Source organism: Pseudomonas sp. S2_F03 (assembly GCF_054668335.1).
Map to the genome: position 1 here is coordinate 114459 of NZ_CP162759.1, position 20415 is coordinate 134873.

Consider the following 20415-nt stretch of genomic DNA (forward strand, 5'->3'; position numbering starts at 1 on the left):
CAGGGAAATCAGCGCCCACGGTAACGAGCACCCAACCCTGCGTATTGAAGAAAACTGCCTAAAGCATTGGCACGTTTTTGTAGCAGCTGGCGAAGCCTGCGTTCGGCGGTGCAGCCGTCGTCAGACCCGACGACTCGGTGTTTCAGGTACGACGTGCATTCAGGTTTTACGACGGCTGCGCCGCCGAACGCAGCCTTCGGCAGCTGCTACAGGGGGCGGGCGTTGACTCAATCGTCCTCGTGTAGCTTGATGCCCCGGGCATGGAGCACATGCGGAACGACCAGCACCAGCAGCGTCAATGCGAGGAACGACGCGGCGATGGGTTGGGTAAAGAAGGTCGTCCAGTCGCCCTGACTGATCGACAAGGCGTTGCGCAACTGCTTCTCCGCCATCGGCCCCAGCAGCATGCCCACGATCACAGGCGCCACGGGAAAGTCGAAACGGCGCATCAGCACCCCGCCCCAACCGATGCCAAGCATCAGCAACAGATCAAACGAAGAGTGGCGCATCCCGTACACGCCGATGGTGGCAAACACCAGGATGCCGGCGTTCAAATAGGGCCGGGGGATTTGCAGCAACTTGACCCATAGCCCCACCAGCGGCAGGTTCAGCACCAGCAGGATGACGTTGCCGATGTACAGCGAGGCGACAAGGGTCCAGACCAGGTCGCCCGAGGTCTGGAACAACATCGGGCCCGGTTGCAGGTTGTAGTTCTGGAACGCGGCCAACAGGATCGCCGCTGTGGCGGAGGTCGGGATGCCCAGGGTCAGCAGCGGCACCAACGAACCGGTCGCGCTGGCATTGTTGGCCGCTTCGGGGCCGGCGACCCCTTCAATCGCGCCCTCGCCTTTGCTGCCGGCAAACTCTTTCGGGTATTTACTCAGCTTGCGCTCGGCCGAATAGGACAGAAACGTCGGAATCTCGGCACCACCCGCCGGAATCGAGCCGAACGGAAAACCGATCAACGTGCCGCGCAGCCAGGCCGGAACCGAGCGTTTCCAGTCGGCGCGGGTCATCCACAACGAAGACATGCGATGCCGGCCGCTGGTTTCTTCTCTCTGGTAGAGCAGGCTGTACAACGCCTCCCCCACCGCAAACAAACCGACAGCCACCAACACCACTTCGATGCCGTCCACCAGTTCCGGCACGCCCAGCGTGTAGCGGGCGATGCCAGAGGTCGAGTCCAGGCCGATCAACCCGATGGTCAGGCCAACCCCCAGTGAGGCAAAACCGCGCAGCATCGATGCGCCGAGTACCGCCGACACGGTGGTGAACGACAACACCAGGATCGCAAAATATTCCGCTGGACCAAATTTCAGCGCCAGCGTGGCCACCACGGGGGCGAACAGCGTCAGCAGGATGGTGGCGATGGTCCCGGCGACAAATGAACCGATGGCCGCGGTGGCGAGTGCCGGCCCGGCCCGACCGTTGCGGGCCATCAGGTTACCTTCCAGCGCTGTGACCATGGAGGACGACTCCCCCGGCGTGTTGAGCAGGATGGAGGTGGTCGAGCCGCCAAACTGTGCGCCGTAGTAAATACCGGCGAACATGATCAACGCTCCGGTGGGATCAACCTTGGCCGTGATCGGCAGCAACAGCGCCACCGTCAGTGCCGGACCGATACCGGGCAACACGCCAATCGCGGTACCCAGCAGGCAGCCGATAAAACCCCACATCAAATTGATCGGCGACAACGCGGCGGAAAACCCCATCGCCAGGCTTGCAAGAATATCCACCGGATTGCACTCCTTCGGGCCGGATCAGAGCCAGGCGTTGATAAGGGGCGGCAGGGAAACGCCGAGCCCGACGTTGAACAGCCAGTAAATCGGTAGCGTCAAGGCAATGCCGATGGCCAGGTCCCGAAGCGGATGGCGACTGCCGAACCCACGTGCCGAACAGGCAAACAGCAACCCGGCCGAGAGGACGAAGCCGATGAGGTTAATCAACAACGCAACCCCCACCAGCCCCGCCGTCACCCAGGCGGCACCGAGCTTGCCGTCGGGCAGCACCTTGGCCGACTCGTCATTGTGGTCCGCCAATTCGCGAAACCCACCGGTACTGGCCTGGTAACTCAAGAGCAAACCGACGACACCGAGGAACACCGCCAGCCCCATGGGATAGACATGAGCGCCCAAAATCACGAAGCCCCTTTCAGGAGGAAACCGCCAGGCACCGAACGCCAGAACGCCACTGATGGCGATGAGGCCAAGGCCAATCGCCAACTGTGGCACCACGATGGTACGGGGTCCGCTCATGTCAAATCAGCCCGACTTTGACCAGCATCTCCCGTAGGCGCACGTGTTCTTCGTCAACAAACTTGCCGAATTCATCGCCGGTCAAAATACTCGGCGACCATGCGTTGATTTGAATATTGTCCTGCCAGGATTTGCTCTTGGCGGCCGCCACCACGGCGTCGGTCAGCGTCTGGCGCTGCTCGGGGCTCAGGCCTGCGGCGCCGTAGACACCGCGCCAGTTGCCGATCGTCACGTCGTAGCCTTTCTCCTTGAGGGTCGGTGCATCGATCCCGGCAACGCGTGCCGGAGCACCAATGGCGAGCACACGGAACTGGCCGGCCTTGATGTATTGGCCCAATTCCGCATACCCCCCGGTGATCACTTTGATCTGGCCGCCCAATGCCTGGGCAACCACTTCGCCGCCACCGCCGGTAGCGATGTAGTTGACCTTATCGACCGGGATATTCATTTTGCCGGCCAGTTCGGCGATCCCGATGTGATCGACCGAGCCTTTGGAGCCGCCGCCCCAGGTGATGCTGGTCGGTTTGTCTTTAAAGGCTTTGAGCAAGTCTTCCAGAGTTTTAAAGTCGGACTCCTTGCGCACGGCAATGACGTTGTACTCAGTGAACAGTCGGGCAATCGGCGTCACGTCCTTCAAGGTGATTTGCGGTTTGTTCTGCTCAATGCCCGCGACCATGATTGCGCCGACCACCAGCAACGCTTCGCCATCACCCTTGGTGCTATTGGCAAACTGCGCCAGCCCCAGCGTACCGCCGGCGCCGCCCTTGTTTTCGTAGGTGGCGCTTTTGGCGACACCGGCTTCGATCAAGGCTTTGCCCAACTGGCGGGCAGTCTGGTCATAGCCGCCACCGACCGACCCCGGGGCCATGAACTTAACGGTGTCCAGCGCCATGGCGGGTGTCGAGAGCGCGGCAGCGGTGATAGCCACGGCAACGGCATAATTGAAGCGGCGGATCGCAGCGAACATAAGCAGTCTCCAGATCTTGTTTTTGTGAGTGCTGATTAAATCTCGCCCAAGCGCAAGCGTTGCTCACTGAACAGGCGTCTGTGAACAAGCGTAGGTCATGGTTTTGATAGGTGGTGTGCGTTTACCGAAGAGGAACACCTCAAGGTACGTCGACAGCCTCTGGCACAGCGGCCCTCGGACGCTTCGCCAGGCCGATTTTGCGGGCGATGTCCATGAAAGGCGTCACGATCAGGCTGTACACCGTCAGGTAACGCTGGTGATCCGCATCGCCAGTGCCAAAGCGGAGCGCTTCGGGCTGGGGGGTGGTGACGTAAAGCGTGCCGAACATCCAGTCCCAGAGTGACAGGTTGATGCCAAAGTTCTTGTTGAAGTGTTTCGGCGCATCGCTGTGATGAATCTGGTGTTGGGCCGGGCTGTTCAGCACATGTTCGATCACCGGCCCAAACGACAGCCAGACATGGGTATGGCGCAGGTTGGCCGCAAAGCCGTTGAGGATCAGCACCATCCAGGTCACGCCAAACAAGGTGTAGCGGCTGATTTCGCCGCCACAGGCGTACCAGAAGATCCCGGCAAAGGCACCGATGCACAGCGTATTGGTCACCTTCTCGACTATTTTTTCCACGAAGTGGATTCGGCTGGCGGTTGCCGGGACCAGCACCGGCGCCGAGTGATGGACCTTGTGAAAGTCCCACAGCCAGCGGGAGTGAAAGGCGCGATGGCCCCAATAGTTGGCGAAATCCTTGACCATGAACACGCCCAGGCCATAGGTCAGCGACAACGCAGGGTGTTCCTCGACTTGCAGGCGCGCGCCCCACAGCTCAGTGAAAAAATGCACGTAGTCGCCGGAGCGCAGGATATAGGCGTCCACCAGGCCGAAGATGGGCAACACCAGCATGACTTTCAAAATGGCGCGGACGAAGTAGTAGCGGTAATCCAGCAACGCCGAGCGATGCAGGTGAACCCGGCGGCCGCCGATGAATTGCCAGAACGTAGAGGCGTCGGTCAAACCACGGGATTTGCGGTAGCAGAACAGCCCATAGGCGACGCTGTAGGAAGTCATGAGAAACAGCAGGCCGAAGCGGCCGTTCAAATCGAAAATGCCGAAAAACTGGTCGGCGACCGGCTCAATCACCCATCGGGATAAATAATCATAAAAAAACATCAGAACTTCCACGCGCGACGGACCTCCGGCAAATGAAAACGAAGTCTAGATCATTCTCAATTGCAAAACTAACGCCGTTCGGCCAGTTTCGTCAGGTATAAGCCCCCACCACTCGCTTCACCGCCATCAGCGCCTCCCGCAGCGTGTCCATGCCCACCGAGCCGAGCGCGAGGCGGATCGCATGGGGCACATGAACAGAGGTGGCAAACGGCTCGGCGGTGGACACCGACACGTGCTCGCGCATCAAGGCCATGGCGATCTGGTCCGCCCTTGCATCCTCCGCCAGCGGCAGCCAAAGAAAATAGGACGAGGGATGGCTGACCACGCGCAGACCCGCCAATACCTCACCAGCCAAAATCTGCCGGGCCTGGGCATCCGCGCGTTTTTGCGCTTCCAGCGTACTGACGGTTCCATCGTCGAGCCATGCGCAGGCGATGGCGGTCATCACGCCAGGGGTGTTCCAGGTGGTGGCCTTGATCGTGCGCTTCAATGCCTCCACCCAGTGCGCAGGCGCGGCGACGAAACCGACGCGCAACCCGGTGGCGATGTTCTTGGAAAACCCTGAAACGTAGACCGTTCTTTCCGGTGCCAACTCGACGATGGGCAGTGGCGCCTCTTCTGCGAGAAACGCGTACGCAGCGTCTTCAATGATCAGCAGGTCATGCTGACGCGCAATTGCCACCAACCGGGCGCGCTGATCCGCCGGCATCACCCATCCCAGCGGATTGTGCAGCGTCGGCATGGTGTAGACCGCGCGCACCGAGCGGCTGCGGCAGAGCCCGGCGAAGGCATCGAGATCAGGCCCCTGATCGGAGACGGGAATGGGCACCACTTCAAGATGCAACGCCTCGGCCAGCAGCTTGAACCCGGGGTAGGTCAACGCGTCAGCCGCGATCACGTCACCGGGTTTGAGCAACGCCATCAGGGTCACCGCCAATCCATGCTGAGCCCCACTGACAATCAGAATCTGCTCGGCCTCGACCGTCAGTCCTCGCGTCAACAAGTGCCGCGCAATCGAGGCCCGCTCATGCAGGCGGCCCGCATGTGGCTGGTAACGCAAATGCGCCTCCAGGTCACCGGACAGCGCGAGTTGGCGCAATGCCTGGCGCAACAGGTCAGCCTGCCCCGGCACCGAGGGATAGTTGAAATTGAGATCGATCATCCCCGCCGCCACGTCGGGTTGTTCGATGCCCTGGCCGGGCAACAGCGAGGTTTCCCGGACGAACGTGCCCCGCCCCGTTTCACCACTGACCAGCCCCATGGCTTCGAGCTCTGCATAGACCCGGCTGGCCGTAACCAATGCCAACCCTTCGGTGGCAGCCAGTTGCCGGTGCGTGGGCAAGCGCGTACCGGGAGGTAGACGGCCAGCGCGAATATCAGCGGCAAAGGTGTCGACCAGCGACTTGTATCGGGAGCGCGGCATGTCGGGGTGTATCCATGACAATTTTTTGATTGTATCGATACTCGGTCATACGATGGGTTTCATGCAACCCGACCTTGAGCGTGAATGAAATGGAACGCACTTCTGAGCTGCAAAACCGGACGCTGGAAAACCGCCCCCAGGAAAATCAGGCCAGCGGCTGGATCAATGGCCTGATCGGAGTCGTGATCTTCAGCGGCTCGCTACCCGCGACACGGGTAGCGGTACTGGAATTCGATCCCGTTTTCCTCACGGTCGCCCGTGCCACCATCGCCGCCCTTCTGGCGCTCTGCCTGCTGCTGATGTTCAAAGAAAAGCGCCCGGCACGAAGCCAATTACTGCCCTTGATCATCGTGGCACTGGGCGTGGTGGTCGGGTTTCCGCTGTTGACCGCGCTGGCCCTGCAATACGTGACGTCGGCGCATTCCATCGTGTTTGTTGGCCTGCTGCCACTGGCGACTGCGGTGTTCGGGGTCTTGCGCGGTGGCGAGCGGCCGCGACCGGTATTCTGGCTGTTCTCGGTGTTGGGCAGTCTGTTGGTGGTCGGCTTCGCCGTGTCACAGGGCCTGACCGCCTCGCCGCAAGGCGACATCCTGATGCTGTTGGCGATCCTCGCCTGCGGCCTGGGGTATGCCGAAGGCGCGAAGCTGTCCCGGACGCTCGGCGGCTGGCAGGTGATTAGCTGGGCGCTGGTGCTGGCGCTGCCGGTCATGGCGGCATTGACGTGGTGGCGCCTGCCCGCCTCGTTCACCCACATCAGCACACCGGCCTGGTTCAGCCTGGCGTATGTGTCGCTGTTCAGCATGTTGATCGGTTTTGTATTCTGGTATCGCGGACTGGCGCAGGGCGGAATTGCGGCGGTGGGACAACTTCAACTGCTGCAGCCGTTTTTTGGCTTGGCGCTGGCGGCGACATTACTGCACGAACAGGTCAGCATCGGCATGCTCGGGGTCACCGTGGCAGTGATCCTTTGCGTGGCAGGCGCGAGAAAATTTGCCAAGTAACGAAAGTGTACTGCGGCTTGCGTCCATGGCTGTATGGGGAAAACCGTACAGCCTCCATGATAAAAATAGCGCTCTCGCTCCCGGAGACACGCCATGGACCTCGCCACCCTCACGCTTTTTTTTGCCCGCCTGCTTTGCCCTGAACATGGCGCCCGGCCCGAATAACCTGCTGTCGGTCAGCAACTCGACGCGTTACGGCTATCGCGCCTCCTGCGTGGCCGGGATCGGGCGATTGCTGGCGTTTGCCGGGATGATCGCCCTCGCCTCCGCCGGGTTGGCGGTGGTGCTGCAAACCTCCGAGCTGCTGTTCTACGGGATCAAGATTCTCGGCGCGGCCTATCTGTTTTACCTCGCCTGGCAATTGTGGCGAGCCGACCCTGGCGCCGAGCGTGTCGACACCCGCGCGCCCGTCGGTGTACTGGCCCTGGCGCGGCAGGAGTTCCTGGTGGCGGCCGGCAATCCCAAGGCCATCCTGATCTTTACCGCGTTCCTGCCCCAGTTCGTCGATCCGACCCGCGCCGTGACGCCGCAGTTTGCGTTGCTCGGTGCGTTGTTTTTGGTACTGGAATGGATCGCCATCAGCGCTTACGCCTACATGGGTTTGCACATGCGTCGCTGGTTCGCCGAGCCTTCCGGCAAGCGGATGTTTAACCGGTGCTGCGCGGGGTTGCTGTCGGCGGCGGCTTCGGTGTTGTTGATGGCGAAGCGGGTGTAGCCAGTCGGATGGGGGCGTTGATTATTCACATTACGTGTGTAACGCCTTCACTTTAGTGCTCTTGATGCAATATCTGCGATGAATATGCTGTTCACAGGTTGAATCCGTGATCTCGCATAAGACAGAGAAAGAGCCCGTCCCCATGAACAGCCCCAGAACCCTCTATCAGAAGCACATCGACAGCCACACCGTTTGCCCTCTTGATGATGAAGGTCATGTGCTCCTGTACATAGACCGACAAGTCGCCAACGAATACACCAGTCCGCAGGCATTCAGCGGCATGCGTGAAGCGGGCCGCAGCGTCTGGCGCCCGAGGTGCAACGCTGGCGGTTGTCGACCACGTTAACCCGACAACCCCCGTTCGCATTGCGACCATGCCGGACTCAGGTGGCGCACAGCAGGTGTCGTACTTCGAAGAAAACTGCCGTGACTTCGGTATCGAACTGTTTGACGTGCTCGACAAGCGCCAGGGTATCGAACACGTTGTCGCGCCCGAGCAAGGCTTTATATTGCCCGGAATGGTGGTCGCCGCGGGTGACAGCCACACCACCACCTATGGTGCATTGGGGGCATTCGGTTTCGGCATTGGCACTTCTGAAATCGAGCACTTGCTGGCATCGCAGACGCTTGTCTACAAGCGCCTGAAGACTCTGCGCGTCACGGTGAACGGGATACTTGGGCCCGGCGTGACATCCAAAGACATCATCATGGCGCTGATTGAAAACATCGGTGCATCAGGTGCCACCGGCTACGCGATCGAGTTTGCCGGCCCGGCCATCACAGACCTCAGCGTCGAAGCCAGAATGACCATCTGCAACATGGCCGTTGAAGCCGGCGCGAGGGGCGCCTTCATGGCACCAGATGACAAGGTATTTGCCTACCTGCAACTCAAGCCACGCGCGCCTCAAGGTGAGTTGTGGGAAAAGGCAGTCGCCAAATGGCGAGCGCTGCACAGTGACGAAGGGGCGCACTTCGATCGCGAAGTGACACTCGACGTCAATGCACTGGAGCCGATGGTCACGTGGGGAACGAGTCCGGACCAGGCCGCGCCCGTGGGCGGTCATGTGCCGGACCCCGCCGCACAGCCAGACTTCATTCTTCGCCAAGGCATGCAACGAGCGCTGGACTACATGGGGCTAACCCCGGGAATGCCGCTGAGCGATGTGGTGATCAGCCACGCATTCATTGGCTCGTGCACCAACGCTCGAATTGAAGACTTGCGGGATGTCGCTCGCGTTGTGCGCGGCAAGCGTGTTGCGACTCATGTACGCGCGATGATCGTTCCCGGCTCAACCTTGGTCCGCAACCAGGCTGAAGAGGAAGGGCTTGCACAAATTTTCCTTGACGCCGGTTTTGAGTGGCGTCAATCGGGCTGCTCGATGTGCCTGGCCATGAATGACGACGTGCTTGCACCCGGTGATCGCTGCGCATCCAGTACCAATCGCAATTTTGAAGGACGTCAGGGCGCGGGGGCTCGTACTCACTTGATGAGCCCTGCCATGGTGGCCGCTGCGGCGATCACCGGGCACTTGACCGACGTTCGTTCATTCGCCCTGGAGGCTTGAAACATGCAACCTTTCGATACCGTGAGTGGCAGCGCCGCGCCGTTTCTGGCTTCCAACATCGACACCGACGTGATCATGCCCAAGCAGTTCCTCAAAGGCATTGATCGCAAAGGGTTGGACCGAGGCCTGTTTTTCGATCTGCGGTTCCTTGAGTCAGGGGCGCCGAACCCCGATTTCATCCTCAACCAACCGGCGTGGAGCGATGCGGCGTTTTTAGTGGTCGGGCCTAACTTTGGTTGTGGTTCAAGCCGCGAGCACGCTGTTTGGGGCCTGAAGCAGGTGGGTATCCGCGCGCTTATCGGCACCAGCTTTGCCGGTATTTTTTACGATAATTGCCAACGCAATGGCGTACTCGCCATTCAAGTGTCTGAGGCCCAACTGAAACACATTGCGGGGGTCATCAGCGTCGCGGAAACCGCGAAGATCAGCGTGAATTTGCCCGAGCAGGAAATCCGACTGGCTGACGGATCGGTCGTTGCTTTCGAGATCGATCAGCTGCGCAAGCAATCGTTGCTGCTGGGGCTTGATGCCATCGGCACCACCCTGCAGCGTGCAGAGCAAATCAGAAGTTTTGAATTCCGGCACCTGTCGGAAAATCCCTGGCTGTAATCGCAATCAGGGGCTGGCGGTGGACTGCCAATTGGTCCTCCGCCGACACCTCAATCAAGTGACAGCTTGCGAAAATACTCTTCGAGAAACTCGACACAAACCCTCAACTTCGCTGACTGGCTGAGCCTTGTGGGGTACACCGCCCAAACGTTCGCACTCTGGGTGTATTCGTGAAGTACCTGCACCAAACGCCCCTGTTCCAGCATCGGCTTTACGTCCCACATCGACCGCAACAGGATCCCTCCTCCGCTCAACGCCCATTCCAGTACGATCTCGCCATTGTTGGAAGACAACGGGCCGCTGACTCGCACCGACTCTTCCTGTCCGTCCTTTGTCAGGTTCCAGACGCCAAATGCGTTATCGCGCTCTTTCAGGACCAGACAATCATGGTTTTTCAAGTCATCCAGTGAGCGAGGCATGCCTCTGCGCGCCAGGTACTCCGGTGTCGCACACAGCACTCGTCGGTTGCTCACAAGCTTTCGCCCCAAGTGCTGACCCGGCAGGTCATCCCCCACACGGATCTCCAGGTCGAACCCCTCCCCGACGATATCGACGACGCGGTCAAACACGTCCAGGCGGATGTCGAGTTTCGGGAAGGTCTGCGACAGTTTGCAGAGGGCGGGCGCTACGTGGTTGCGTCCAAAACCGAAGCTGCTGCAAATGTGCAAGGAACCCGTGGGTTCATGCCGCGCTTCAGATATTTCGCCCACAAAATCGTCAAGGTCACCCAGCAGCTTTTCTGCCCATAGTCGGGTTCGTTCGCCATCGTCGGTCAACGCGATACGTCTTGTCGTGCGGTGCAACAGCTTTGTAGACAGCGTCGACTCCAATACTGAAATACGCTTGCTGATGTAAGCCGGTGAATAACCGAGCTCTTCTGCGGCACTGGCAAAGCCATTTTTTCGAATGACGGTGAGAAAGACCTTGAGATCTTCCGGCAAGGGAAATTGATCACGATTCGTGTTCATACGCCTCATAGTTCCGCTATTTATCTCGTTATTTGCGAAGGATAGCATCGAACTACCGAGTGGAAACAAGCACCTGGTTAACCGTGAGTTTCTGAATCCTCGATAAAAACAACATGAGGAAATAGCACCATGAACAAGTCTTATGAGCCGTCTCTAAAAATCGAGGACACCCGCGATACCGGGTTTCGTCAGCGCTTGCGCAGTCTGTGTGCCTATGAAATTGGTGTTATCCCGCTACCGGTTTTTCTCGGCATCGCGGTGATCGTTTATCTGTCAGCCCACTTGGGTTTATTGCCTAAGAACATGATCGGCGGCCTCGCCATCATCATGACAATGGGCGTGTTTTTTGGCCAACTGGGCTCACGTCTGCCGATCCTGAAGGAAATCGGTGGCGGCGCCATTCTGTGCTTGATGCTGCCCTCCATTCTTGTGTTCTATGGCTTCTTCGGACCCGCCACCATTGACGCGACAAAAATGTTGATGAAGGAAGCCAACTTTTTGTACTTCGTCATTGCCAGCCTGGTCGTCGGCAGCATTCTGGGGATGAGTCGCTTTATTCTGGTTCAAGGCATGATCAGGATGTTCATACCGCTGCTTGTCGGAACCGTGGCTGCCGTGGGCAGTGGGCTCCTTGTAGGGAAACTGGTCGGCTACAGTTTCTACCACACCTTCTTTTTCATCATTGTTCCGATCATTGGCGGAGGGATTGGTGAAGGGATATTGCCGCTGTCGCTGGCCTACTCTGCGATCCTCGGTGGCACGCCAGACATCTACGTTGCCCAATTGGCGCCGGCCGCTGTGGTCGGCAACATCGCGGCGATTATCTGCGCGGGTTATCTGGCCCGTCTGGCGCTCAAACGCCCGCACCTCAATGGCGAAGGATCACTGATCCGGGCCAAGGACGAGAATGACAAATTCCAGGTCAAGGAAGAGAGCAACTCGGTATTCGATTTCAGACTGATGGGTGCAGGCGTCTTGATCATCTGCGCCTTCTTCGTCCTGGGCGGTCTGCTTGAAAAAGTCGTGGGAATTCCAGGTCCTGTCATGATGATCCTCGCCGCCGTGCTCTTTAAGTACGTGCGTGTCTTGCCGGAAAAACTGGAAAAAGGTGCGAACAGTTTCTACAAACTGGTTTCCGCCGCCTTCATCTGGCCCGTCATGATCGGTCTGGGCATGTTGTATGTTCCGCTCGATAGCGTCGTAAAAGTCTTTTCTATCGGCTACGTTCTAGTCTGCGTTTCGGTAGTGGTCTCAATGACCGTCGCAGGTTTTTTCATCGGCAACCTGATGAAAATGTACCCCATCGAATCAGCCATCGTGACCTGCTGCCACAGCGGCCTTGGAGGCACCGGTGATGTAGCGATTCTGTCAGCGGCCAATCGTATGTCACTGATGCCATTCGCACAGATCTCCACGCGTATCGGCGGTGCGTCGACGGTGATCCTGGCAACTATTCTTTTGCGGATGTTTGTTTGATACCGGAGAAATGTCGTCGATCAATCCAAACTTTTTCCTTCGCCGGGCGTCCTCTCTTTAATGCTGCCGGCATGGCTTGCAGCCTTAAAGAGCTACCCTCAGCCAAGGATCGCCGATGACCTTTCTTGTTTTTCTTCTAGCCTGCGGTGCCGCCGCAAGCACAGGCTTCTTTTTCAAACCGGGCCAGTGGTACGAATCGCTGGTCAAACCCGCCTTCACCCCACCCAACTGGGTGTTTCCAGTCGCTTGGTCGACGATCTACCTTTTACTCGCCTGGGCCGGGTACCGGTTGACCCTGATACCTGGCAGTCAGGAGGTGTTGGCGTTATGGGCGGCGCAGATTGCGCTGAATACGCTGTGGACACCGGTGTTCTTCGGCGCGCAGCGCATGTTCACCGGAATGTTGATCCTGACGCTGCTCTGGCTGGTGGTCGCGGTGATGGTGGTGATGGCGTTGCAGCTTGATGTGATCACTGGGTTGATTCTGCTGCCTTACCTTGGGTGGCTTTGCGTCGCCGCTGCGTTGAATTTTTCCATCTTGCGCAACAACCGCTGATGATGAATGCCAACGAGGGGATCAAATCGCCTTGGCCTGCTGACGAGCGGGCATTGGCGCAAGTGCGCGACTTCAACAAGAAGCTCGCCTGGTTGCCGCGCTTTCGAATCCGCAATCGCCTCATGCCTCGAGTGATCCAGGCCTTGCTGCGCGCCAGTCAAATCGGCGGCGCGGGTAAATTGCGAAAGCATGGGCTCAAGGCTGAAAGAAAAGTGGTGAGTGTGGGCGGCGTTTCAGTGCCCGTTCGGATCATCCGGCCCAGAGGTAAAGCAAAGGGCGTTGTGCTGGATTTCCATGGTGGCGGTTGGGTGATCGGCAACGCGCAGATGGATGACAACTTCAACGTTGCGATGGTGAATACCTGCAGCGTCACGGTCGTCTCGGTCGATTACCGGCTTGCTCTATCGACGCCGATTGAAGGTGTCATGGAGGATTGCCTGTGTGCAGCACGCTGGTTACTGAATGACAGTTGTGAAGAGTCTGCGGGACTGCCCGTGATCGTCGTCGGTGAATCGGCCGGGGCGCATCTTGCTGCGGCAACGTTGCTGGCGCTATCACCCGACTTGCTTCAACGGGTGAGCGGTGCGCTGTTGTATTACGGCGTCTACGATTTGACGGGAACAGCGAGCGTGCGTGCGGCGCCCCCTGAAACGCTGGTGTTGGACGGCCCCGGCATGGTTGAAGCGTTGCGCAGGCTGACGCCGGACCTCAATGACCAGCAACGCCGGCAGCCACCCTTGTCACCGCTGTACGGCGACTTTACGGGTTTCCCGCCGGCGCTGATGTTTGCCGGCGAGCTGGACCCCTTGAGAGACGACACAATCGAATTAGCCGCACGATGGACCAAATCGGCACCGGTCGAGGTGCATGTGTTGCCGTCATGTCCCCACGGGTTTATTCATTTTCCGACCGCCCTGGCAGATAGCGTGCTTGCGTATGGCCGTGAGTGGATAACGGCTCGGATCGACGCGTTCGCCGGCGCTGGGGTTACTTGAAAACCGGCACGCTCGCCGACGGGTTTGGCGTTCGCAGGTACTCACGCAACCGAACGCCAATCTCCGCAATTTTTGCCTCCCCCCGCACGCAAGGCCTGCGGGTTGGTGTGAACCGAGTAGCTGCCCAGCGCAAGATCATGGGGATGAGGTTCCGCGGACCCGATCACGAAGACCGTATCCTGATGCATGGCCTTCAGCGTCACTGCCCCGCTACCGGGTTCGAAGATAACCATTTCACCCGCCGTGACCAGGCCTGGTGCGCCGAGCGATCCCCGGCTGACACTTAACCACAAAGATTCGTGCCCATCCGGTGGCACATAGGTCCAGGACTGCCCGGCCGGAAGCGTGACCAGCAAGTAGTTCATGCCCGCCGGAGCGCGGACCGGGCTTTGAACACCTATGGTACGCGCCAAGAATCACCCGCGCCGGCCCGACTTCAGGCATCACGCTTGATTCCAGGTATTGACTGTCGACACTGGCGTTTTCCAACGCTGGCGGCAGTGCAACCCACAGTTGGAAGCCTTGAATGCGCTTCGATGTCCCGACCGACATCTCTTTCCCGTGCCAGACCCCGCCCCCCGCGCGCATCCATTCAACTCCACCGTAATCAATCATCCCCGTGCCCGATTCGGCATCCTCGAAGCGCAAATTGCCTTCGGTAATGACGGTGACGGTGGCGATCCCCGAGTGTGGGTGCATGGGCATCCCCCCGATGAATGAGCTCTCACCTTCGAACAGGTCAAGGAACACGAATGGCTTGATCAGGTGGCCGAGATCGGACGGACTCATCAGTCGGACAATCGAGCCATGCCCGCTGCCGGTGGTGCGGTAGCTGATGGCGCGATGCTTGGCGTCTGGTGCGATGCCAATGGGAGGCTGTTGCTGAACGGTCATGTTGATTGCCTGCAATGCGGTGTTGGGAGCCTTGCGACCCGATGCCTGAAACAATAGGGCCAAGGCGATTACTTGATAAGTCGATACAATTGGATTGCACTCGTCCACCCGCGACAGGAATGACCCTCTATGATCGACCTCAATGACATCGCCATGTTTGTGCAGGTGGTACGCAGCGGCAGCTTTGCAGAGGCGGCGCGACGCCTCGGCATACCGCCCAATACCGTGAGTCGGCGCATCCAGCAGCTCGAAGCGCATCTGGGTACGCGCCTGCTGCAACGCTCCACCCGCAAGCTCACGCTGACCAGTGCCGGCCAGGACTTTAATGAGCGTTGCGCGGGCGCGGTCGACGGCCTGCTCGACGCGGGTCAGGCGTTGTTAACAGGCAGCAACGAACCGAGCGGCTGGGTGCGCGTGGCGGCTCCGGCCGACTTTTTCGACTTCTTTCAGATGGAATGGGTGACCGATTTTTTGGCGATGCATCCGCGCGTGCGGCTCGACTTCGTGCTCAGCGATGTGAAGGCTGACTTGATTGCCGAGCAGATTGACGTCGCTTTTCGTGGCGGCTCCTTGCGCGACTCCGGCTATGTCGGTCGTCAGATTCTCGACCCTCGCAGCGTCGGGATGGTGGCCAGCCCGTCCTACATCGCGGCACGCGGCTCACCGAGCACACTGCAGGACCTGTTGAACCACGATTGCGTGATCTCCGCGCAACCCGGTGGTCATGCTACGTGGCGCCTGGTCGGGCCCAACGGTGAGGAAGAGGTGCAAGTTGCCGGGCGCTTCGAGTGGCAATACCGCGCAAGCACTGCGCAAGGCCGCCGTGGCCGGGCTCGGCATCGCGCTGCTCCCGCCGATGATGGCCAGGCTCGACGTTCAGGCGGGAGTGCTCGTCCCGGTGCTGCCGCAATACCAGCCCCACGGCTACGGTTTTAACGTGCTGTATCCGAGCCGTCGACAGCTGCCGCTCGCCGTGTCGGCGTTCATTGCGTGGGTGATCCAGAAGCTGAATGCGGCGGATGCGCCGGAGGTGTATCGATAGCGGGTTGGGCGAGGAAGCAAGCTCCCCCGCCAACGTGATGCAGCGATTACTTGGGCGGAACGAAGTTATCCAGCATTCGATTCACCGCCAGCTCCCCCAGCATGATGACCTGCTGCAGCGCCAGGACGTTACTGCGATGAGTCCCCTCTAGCGATGCCGCCACGTTGCTGGCCATGACACTGGCCGACGCCATGTTCTCGCACGTTTGAACCAGCAAGGTTTCATGGTCGACGTCTGGGGCAATCATGTAAATGGTGCTGGGTTTGCGTGGGGTGTTGTTCATGAGCGCCGCCGGATTGAGATAGAAGTTGAGCGCGCGCTCGGCGGCGTCGTGGAGTTTTTTTGGGTCGAGGGTTTCGTACGGGGACACTGAATCGGCGGTTGGCGGATCGGTATCGGGTGAATCGGTGTCCGGCGGATTAGGCGTTACTTTGAACATAGTTGCTTTTCTCTCATAGTGAGGCCGCAACCATTTCGCTACTAAACGAAGGGGTGGCGGCTGTGCGCGAGTTAGTAGACCGGATAAGCAACAAAAAACCGGCGCGCCCCTAAGGCGCCAAGCGCACAGCCACCATGAGAACAGGCGAGCCTGTCTGAATGATACTTGTGCTTCCGTTGTCACTTAATCCGGGCTACTAAACCCGACCACTGATAGGCAGTGGCAGGGAAACAATAGAGGCCGGGGTCCAGGCGCACAAGCCGGCGGATTCTCTCTGAACCGTAGGTAACGGCGCAAGGTTTTGTAGCCTTGAGGACGTAACACCAAGTGTTTTTAAACACGCTTCGTTAAACGCATGAAAGCTTCCAAAAAAATCAAAGAAACGTCCGACATTTTTTAGCGTAGGTGGCTGCTTGAGCGCTTCGTTCAACAAAGCCCGGCATAGCCCGATCTCCGGCTTAATACGCTGAACGAAAACGCAAACGCCCCGTACCGATTGACGGCCGGGGCGCAGTAAGCCTTCACACAGGATCAGGCCGGGTTTTTCACGCTTGGCCGCTCACCTGTTTTTGCGTTCCATGCGAGGAGCGCAGTGCACTCATCCGGAATCGCAATTTGAGCGAAACCGGCGAAGATCAAGCCCGCCCAAACGGTGATGTCCGCCATCGAGAATTGATCGCCGGCCACGTAAGGCTGCGATCTCAAGACCTGGTCGAAATACTTCATGCCGTTGATAGCTTTCTCTCGGTGCATCTCGCCCCATACGACCCGGTCGCTCCACTCGGGGCTTTTATAGGCTTTCAATTGAGGCCCGAGCCCGTCGGTCGCGTGGTGAAAATAGATGCCGATGGCATCGATGAGCTGGTCGTCGGCGCGTTTCTGCATCATGTGGATCATCCCCTTCTCTTTCGGCGTTGTGCCGGTGAGCGTGGGATTGCCATCAAGGTTGTCGAGATACTCGGTAATGGCCGTGCATTCAGACAGATAAGTGCCGTCATCCAGTTCCAGAACCGGCACGGTGCCGGTGGGGTTGATCGCTAAAAAAGCGCTTTGTTTGTGTTCGGCTGCCGGCAAATCGATCTTGATGAACTCGATGCTGGACGCCAACGCCTTCTCGGCGATGACCACTCGAATACGTAACGGGCTAGGAAAACCGGGGATATCGTAGATCTTCACGTTAACTCCATTGCCATCTATCTATCGGGAGGTAGACAATGCGGCCAGCGATCGTTCAGGTCAACCGATATCTATCGATAGGTAGGCAAAAACAGCATGACAACAATCGATACCAAGCAAACCATCCTGCAAGCAGCCCGTAGAGTCGTGCAGGCCCGCGGCTACAACGCATTGAGTTTTCGCGAGTTGGCGAAAGAAGTGGGGATCAAAAGCGCCAGCATCCACTACCACTTCCCAACCAAGGGTGATTTGGGTGCTGCTCTGGCTCGACGCTACACCGAAGACACCGCCGCGTATCTGGATCAGTTACTGGTGGAATCACAAGACCCGAAGTCGATGATGAAGGACTACACGGCCGCCTTCCGCGCAGCCCTGGAAAACGACAATCGGATGTGCCTGTGCGGAATCCTGGCGGCCGAGCACCACGATCTCCCGGCCGAAGTACGCGTCGAAGTGGACGGGTTCACGGATACGAACGTTCGATGGTTGGCCAAGGTGCTGGCGCTGGAAACAGCCAGACGTTCAGCCAGAAGCACTTGAACGGCAAGCACTGTCGATATTTGCCGCCATTCAAGGTGCGCAACTGGTGTCCCGAGGGCGCAACGACATTTCGGTGTACGACCAAATGATCGAATCCTATCGAGTGGCCGGTTTGATGCCTTGAAGTTCGCTTGCCCCGAATCGAGTTTTTACGATAGCGGCTTGGGGATGCCTAAGGCTGATCAGTGGACGGCCCTTTGAGCTCGACCTGGTTACCATCCGGGTCGAAACAATAAAGCGACAAGCCATAACCTTCAGCACCAAAGCGCGTGGCGGCTTTCTCCACTGTCAGACCAAACGACTGCAAGTGGCTGACAAGCGCCGCCTCATCAAAGGGTTCGATACGCAGGCAGACATGGTCGAGGTTACGCCCCTCCTGACCCGCGGCAGCGCCGCCCTTGCGCCCGAGCTCACCGTCCAGGCTGACGAGGTCGATCATCGAGGTCCCGGCGCGCAGGTGCACCAGCCCCAGATCGTCGCGGCGCTTGACCAGTTCAGCGCCGAACACTTGGGCGTAAAACGTGATGCTCTGCTCCAGGTCCTGGACGCGCAGCACGATGTGATCAATGTGTTGAATCGTGAACGGATGCATGAAATCAGTTCCTGAAGGGTTGCATGACCGGTAACCCGAACACTGTAGCCCAGGGTCTCAAAAATTCCCTGTCGATTTTCCGGTGGAGTCCCCGCCCACAGGGTTTTATGCTCAGTCCATGAACATACAAACCGCTTTGCTGCCGCCCCACGCCGAAATGGTTCGCGCCATGCTCGAACGCGACACTGCCTACGAAGGCGTGTTCTTCACGGCCGTGAAAACCACCGGGATCTTCTGCCGCCCCGGCTGCACGGCGCGCAAGCCAAAACCGGAGAATGTCGAATTTTTTGCCCATGCCGATGAATGCCTGTCGGCGGGCTACCGCGCCTGCCTGCGCTGCAAGCCGTTGGACGCTGCGGCGATCGCACCCGACTGGGTGCAGGCGCTGCTCAAATCGGTGGACGCCGACCCCGAGCAGCGCTGGACCGACGCCCAGTTGTTGGCCCAAGGCATCGAGCCGCTGAAGCTGCGGCGCTGGTTCAAACAGCACTTCGGCATGACCTTTCACGCCTGGCTGCGCACCCGCCGCCTCGGTATGGCGCTGGGCGGGATCAAACAGGGCGACTCCATCGACAGCGCGGCATTCGACTCAGGTTATGAATCGCTCAGCGGCTTTCGTGACGCTTTTCAGAAGTCGTTCCACATTACGCCGGGCCGGGCCGCTCAAAGTGAACCGCTGCTCTTTACCCGGCTGACCACGCCACTGGGGCCGATGATCGCCATGGCCGAGCGCCGTGGCCTGGTGCTGCTGGAGTTCCTCGATCGCCCGGCATTGACCCGGGAAATCGAAGAACTGCAGCACCGGCATGACTACGCTGTCGCGCCGGGACATCACGCCCATCTGCAACACATCGAGGCCGAACTGGCGCAGTACTTCGCCGGCAAGCTCACGCACTTCAGCGTGCCCTTGCATTTGCCGGGCAGTGACTTCGCCCGCCAGGTGTGGGCGCAACTGGCTACTATCCCCTATGGCCAGACCAGCACCTATGGCGCCATTGCCGCACGACTGGGCAAGCCCGGTGCCAGCCGCGCCGTGGGCCTGGCCAACGGGCGCAATCGACTGGCCATCGTGGTGCCCTGCCACCGGGTGATCGGTGCGGACGGCTCGTTGACCGGCTATGGTGGAGGACAACCGCGCAAGGCGTTTCTGCTACGGCTGGAAAACGCGGCGGTGCAGCTCACCCAACCACTCGCGTTCTGAATTTCTCAACCGTCATAAGGAAGGACATTCGATGGACAACCAATTCCACCAGTTGCACCAGCAAGGCTTGTTGATCCTCACCAACGTCGCCGATGCCACCGGGGCGCGGATCGTCGAGCAACTGGGCTGTAAAGCGGTCGCCACCAGCAGTGCAGCGGTGGCGTGGGCTCATGGTTATGCGGACGGTAATGCCCTGCCCGTCGAACGCCTGGTATCGACCGTCGAATCCATCGCCCGGGTGATTTCCGTGCCGTTGACGGTGGACATCGAAGCGGGCTATTCCGATGACCTTGTGCACGTTGCGCAAGTGGTTGAGGCGGTGATCGCCGCCGGGGCGGTCGGGATCAATATCGAGGACGGTGCGTCTCCGCCCGAGCTGCTGGTGCGCAAAATCGAAGTGGCGCGCAAGGTCGCCGATCAGCGCAATGTGAAACTGTTTATCAATGCACGCACCGATGTGTACCTCCGCGGATTGGTGCCGGCCGAGGATCGCGTCGCCGAGACACTCAGGCGCGCCGCGTTATACCAGGCGGCGGGTGCCGACGGGTTGTTTGCGGCGGGCGTCTCGGCGGAGTATGAAATCGCGGCGTTGTGCCAAGGCACCGCGCTGCCGGTAAACGTGCTGGGACTGGCGAGCCTGCCCTCGCCCGACGCGCTGCAAGCCTTGGGCGTGCGACGCTTGAGTGCCGGTTCGGGCATCGCCGAGTTTCTTTACGGTGCGATGGCCGGCCTTTCAAAAAGCTTTCTGGAAACCGGCAAACTCGACAGCAGTCACCTCAAGGCGTTCACCTACGGCGAGATCAACGCCTTGCTCAAACCTGCCGGGACTGCTTGATCGC

General features: G+C 59.3%; 17 protein-coding genes and 4 pseudogenes. 11 read left to right on the forward strand and 10 right to left on the reverse strand.

The features are described from left to right. Positions 1-227: 227 nt before the first annotated feature. The 5 genes from AB4N76_RS00525 to AB4N76_RS00545 form a co-directional block, all read right to left on the reverse strand. Complete coding sequence (locus AB4N76_RS00525) at positions 228-1736, reverse strand: tripartite tricarboxylate transporter permease (RefSeq protein WP_046032095.1); 1509 nt, start codon at positions 1734-1736, stop codon at positions 228-230. A gap of 24 nt (positions 1737-1760) precedes the next feature. After that, positions 1761-2255 carry a tripartite tricarboxylate transporter TctB family protein gene (locus AB4N76_RS00530; RefSeq protein WP_223523584.1) on the reverse strand — a complete coding sequence of 165 codons (495 nt, stop codon included), beginning with the start codon at positions 2253-2255 and terminating at the stop codon, positions 1761-1763. 1 nt (position 2256) lies between these two features. Further along, positions 2257-3222 (reverse strand): tripartite tricarboxylate transporter substrate binding protein, encoded by a 966-nt coding sequence (locus tag AB4N76_RS00535; protein WP_460163967.1) that lies wholly within the window; start codon positions 3220-3222, stop codon positions 2257-2259. Positions 3223-3361: 139 nt separating this feature from the next. Next, positions 3362-4384 carry a sterol desaturase family protein gene (locus AB4N76_RS00540; protein ID WP_046032092.1) on the reverse strand — a complete coding sequence of 341 codons (1023 nt, stop codon included), beginning with the start codon at positions 4382-4384 and terminating at the stop codon, positions 3362-3364. 91 nt (positions 4385-4475) lie between these two features. Continuing rightward, positions 4476-5807, reverse strand: coding sequence for an aminotransferase-like domain-containing protein (locus AB4N76_RS00545; protein ID WP_223523588.1), 1332 nt, complete (start codon positions 5805-5807; stop codon positions 4476-4478). 89 nt (positions 5808-5896) lie between these two features. Between AB4N76_RS00545 and AB4N76_RS00550 the strand changes: the two genes are divergently transcribed. From AB4N76_RS00550 to leuD, 4 genes and pseudogenes are all read left to right on the forward strand, one after another. Further along, complete coding sequence (locus AB4N76_RS00550) at positions 5897-6808, forward strand: DMT family transporter (protein WP_460163968.1); 912 nt, start codon at positions 5897-5899, stop codon at positions 6806-6808. A 93-nt stretch (positions 6809-6901) separates the two neighbouring features. Further along, positions 6902-7523, forward strand: a pseudogene (locus AB4N76_RS00555) (LysE family translocator). Positions 7524-7665: 142 nt separating this feature from the next. Next, a pseudogene (leuC, locus tag AB4N76_RS00560) lies at positions 7666-9088 on the forward strand (3-isopropylmalate dehydratase large subunit). Between the two features lie 3 nt (positions 9089-9091). Beyond that, the gene (gene leuD, locus AB4N76_RS00565) at positions 9092-9697 is read left to right on the forward strand and encodes a 3-isopropylmalate dehydratase small subunit (RefSeq protein WP_046032087.1); all 606 of its coding nucleotides are present in this window, start codon (positions 9092-9094) and stop codon (positions 9695-9697) included. Between the two features lie 50 nt (positions 9698-9747). Here leuD and AB4N76_RS00570 read toward each other — a convergent pair whose 3' ends face one another. Further along, the gene (locus AB4N76_RS00570; protein WP_046032086.1) at positions 9748-10665 is read right to left on the reverse strand and encodes a LysR substrate-binding domain-containing protein; all 918 of its coding nucleotides are present in this window, start codon (positions 10663-10665) and stop codon (positions 9748-9750) included. Between the two features lie 129 nt (positions 10666-10794). Here AB4N76_RS00570 and AB4N76_RS00575 point away from each other — a divergent pair, with 129 nt between their 5' ends. The 3 genes from AB4N76_RS00575 (at position 10795) to AB4N76_RS00585 (ending at position 13692) form a co-directional block, all read left to right on the forward strand. Continuing rightward, complete coding sequence (locus tag AB4N76_RS00575) at positions 10795-12141, forward strand: 2-hydroxycarboxylate transporter family protein (protein ID WP_046032085.1); 1347 nt, start codon at positions 10795-10797, stop codon at positions 12139-12141. Positions 12142-12256: 115 nt separating this feature from the next. Then, a complete protein-coding gene (tspO, locus tag AB4N76_RS00580; RefSeq protein ID WP_046032084.1) occupies positions 12257-12697 on the forward strand; it encodes a tryptophan-rich sensory protein TspO in 441 nt (146 codons plus the stop codon). Next, entirely contained in the window at positions 12697-13692 is a 996-nt protein-coding gene (locus tag AB4N76_RS00585; protein WP_046032083.1) for an alpha/beta hydrolase fold domain-containing protein, read from the forward strand. Before tspO ends, AB4N76_RS00585 begins: the two co-directional genes overlap by 1 nt. Here AB4N76_RS00585 and AB4N76_RS00590 read toward each other — a convergent pair. After that, a pseudogene (locus tag AB4N76_RS00590) lies at positions 13685-14586 on the reverse strand (pirin family protein). The gene AB4N76_RS00585 and the pseudogene AB4N76_RS00590 sit on opposite strands and share 8 nt — an antisense overlap. A 129-nt stretch (positions 14587-14715) precedes the next feature. On the opposite strand from AB4N76_RS00590, the pseudogene AB4N76_RS00595 reads away from it, so the two are divergent. Further along, positions 14716-15628 (forward strand): annotated as a pseudogene (locus tag AB4N76_RS00595) (LysR family transcriptional regulator). A 46-nt stretch (positions 15629-15674) separates the two neighbouring features. On the opposite strand, the gene AB4N76_RS00600 reads toward AB4N76_RS00595, so the two are convergent. Then, entirely contained in the window at positions 15675-16067 is a 393-nt protein-coding gene (locus tag AB4N76_RS00600) for a DUF6124 family protein (RefSeq protein ID WP_046032081.1), read from the reverse strand. Positions 16068-16598: 531 nt separating this feature from the next. Continuing rightward, positions 16599-17243: a glutathione S-transferase gene (locus tag AB4N76_RS00605; RefSeq protein ID WP_046032080.1), complete on the reverse strand. Its 645-nt coding sequence runs from the start codon at positions 17241-17243 to the stop codon at positions 16599-16601. Between the two features lie 96 nt (positions 17244-17339). On the opposite strand from AB4N76_RS00605, the gene AB4N76_RS00610 reads away from it, so the two are divergent. After that, entirely contained in the window at positions 17340-17783 is a 444-nt protein-coding gene (locus AB4N76_RS00610; RefSeq protein WP_460163969.1) for a TetR/AcrR family transcriptional regulator, read from the forward strand. A gap of 172 nt (positions 17784-17955) precedes the next feature. On the opposite strand, the gene AB4N76_RS00615 is transcribed toward AB4N76_RS00610, so the two are convergent. Continuing rightward, the gene (locus AB4N76_RS00615) at positions 17956-18375 is read right to left on the reverse strand and encodes a VOC family protein (protein ID WP_077432051.1); all 420 of its coding nucleotides are present in this window, start codon (positions 18373-18375) and stop codon (positions 17956-17958) included. Between the two features lie 118 nt (positions 18376-18493). Here AB4N76_RS00615 and AB4N76_RS00620 point away from each other — a divergent pair, with 118 nt between their 5' ends. Both AB4N76_RS00620 and AB4N76_RS00625 read left to right on the forward strand, forming a co-directional pair. Continuing rightward, positions 18494-19576 carry a bifunctional transcriptional activator/DNA repair enzyme AdaA gene (locus tag AB4N76_RS00620; RefSeq protein WP_077432050.1) on the forward strand — a complete coding sequence of 361 codons (1083 nt, stop codon included), beginning with the start codon at positions 18494-18496 and terminating at the stop codon, positions 19574-19576. Positions 19577-19607: 31 nt separating this feature from the next. Next, positions 19608-20411 (forward strand): isocitrate lyase/PEP mutase family protein, encoded by an 804-nt coding sequence (locus tag AB4N76_RS00625; protein ID WP_460163970.1) that lies wholly within the window; start codon positions 19608-19610, stop codon positions 20409-20411. Positions 20412-20415: the final 4 nt, after the last annotated feature.

What these genes read in the sequence shown, in the direction of transcription:
- AB4N76_RS00610 (WP_460163969.1), top strand. Translation starts at nt 17,340, where the DNA reads ATGACAACAATCGATACCAAGCAAACCATCCTGCAAGCAGCCCGTAGA.
- AB4N76_RS00530 (WP_223523584.1), bottom strand. Translation starts at nt 2,255, where the DNA reads ATGAGCGGACCCCGTACCATCGTGGTGCCACAGTTGGCGATTGGCCTT.
- AB4N76_RS00625 (WP_460163970.1), top strand. Translation starts at nt 19,608, where the DNA reads ATGGACAACCAATTCCACCAGTTGCACCAGCAAGGCTTGTTGATCCTC.
- AB4N76_RS00550 (WP_460163968.1), top strand. Translation starts at nt 5,897, where the DNA reads ATGGAACGCACTTCTGAGCTGCAAAACCGGACGCTGGAAAACCGCCCC.
- AB4N76_RS00575 (WP_046032085.1), top strand. Translation starts at nt 10,795, where the DNA reads ATGAACAAGTCTTATGAGCCGTCTCTAAAAATCGAGGACACCCGCGAT.
- AB4N76_RS00600 (WP_046032081.1), bottom strand. Translation starts at nt 16,067, where the DNA reads ATGTTCAAAGTAACGCCTAATCCGCCGGACACCGATTCACCCGATACC.
- tspO (WP_046032084.1), top strand. Translation starts at nt 12,257, where the DNA reads ATGACCTTTCTTGTTTTTCTTCTAGCCTGCGGTGCCGCCGCAAGCACA.
- AB4N76_RS00620 (WP_077432050.1), top strand. Translation starts at nt 18,494, where the DNA reads ATGAACATACAAACCGCTTTGCTGCCGCCCCACGCCGAAATGGTTCGC.
- AB4N76_RS00540 (WP_046032092.1), bottom strand. Translation starts at nt 4,384, where the DNA reads ATGTTTTTTTATGATTATTTATCCCGATGGGTGATTGAGCCGGTCGCC.
- AB4N76_RS00585 (WP_046032083.1), top strand. Translation starts at nt 12,697, where the DNA reads ATGATGAATGCCAACGAGGGGATCAAATCGCCTTGGCCTGCTGACGAG.
- AB4N76_RS00615 (WP_077432051.1), bottom strand. Translation starts at nt 18,375, where the DNA reads ATGCATCCGTTCACGATTCAACACATTGATCACATCGTGCTGCGCGTC.
- AB4N76_RS00545 (WP_223523588.1), bottom strand. Translation starts at nt 5,807, where the DNA reads ATGCCGCGCTCCCGATACAAGTCGCTGGTCGACACCTTTGCCGCTGAT.
- AB4N76_RS00570 (WP_046032086.1), bottom strand. Translation starts at nt 10,665, where the DNA reads ATGAACACGAATCGTGATCAATTTCCCTTGCCGGAAGATCTCAAGGTC.
- leuD (WP_046032087.1), top strand. Translation starts at nt 9,092, where the DNA reads ATGCAACCTTTCGATACCGTGAGTGGCAGCGCCGCGCCGTTTCTGGCT.
- AB4N76_RS00535 (WP_460163967.1), bottom strand. Translation starts at nt 3,222, where the DNA reads ATGTTCGCTGCGATCCGCCGCTTCAATTATGCCGTTGCCGTGGCTATC.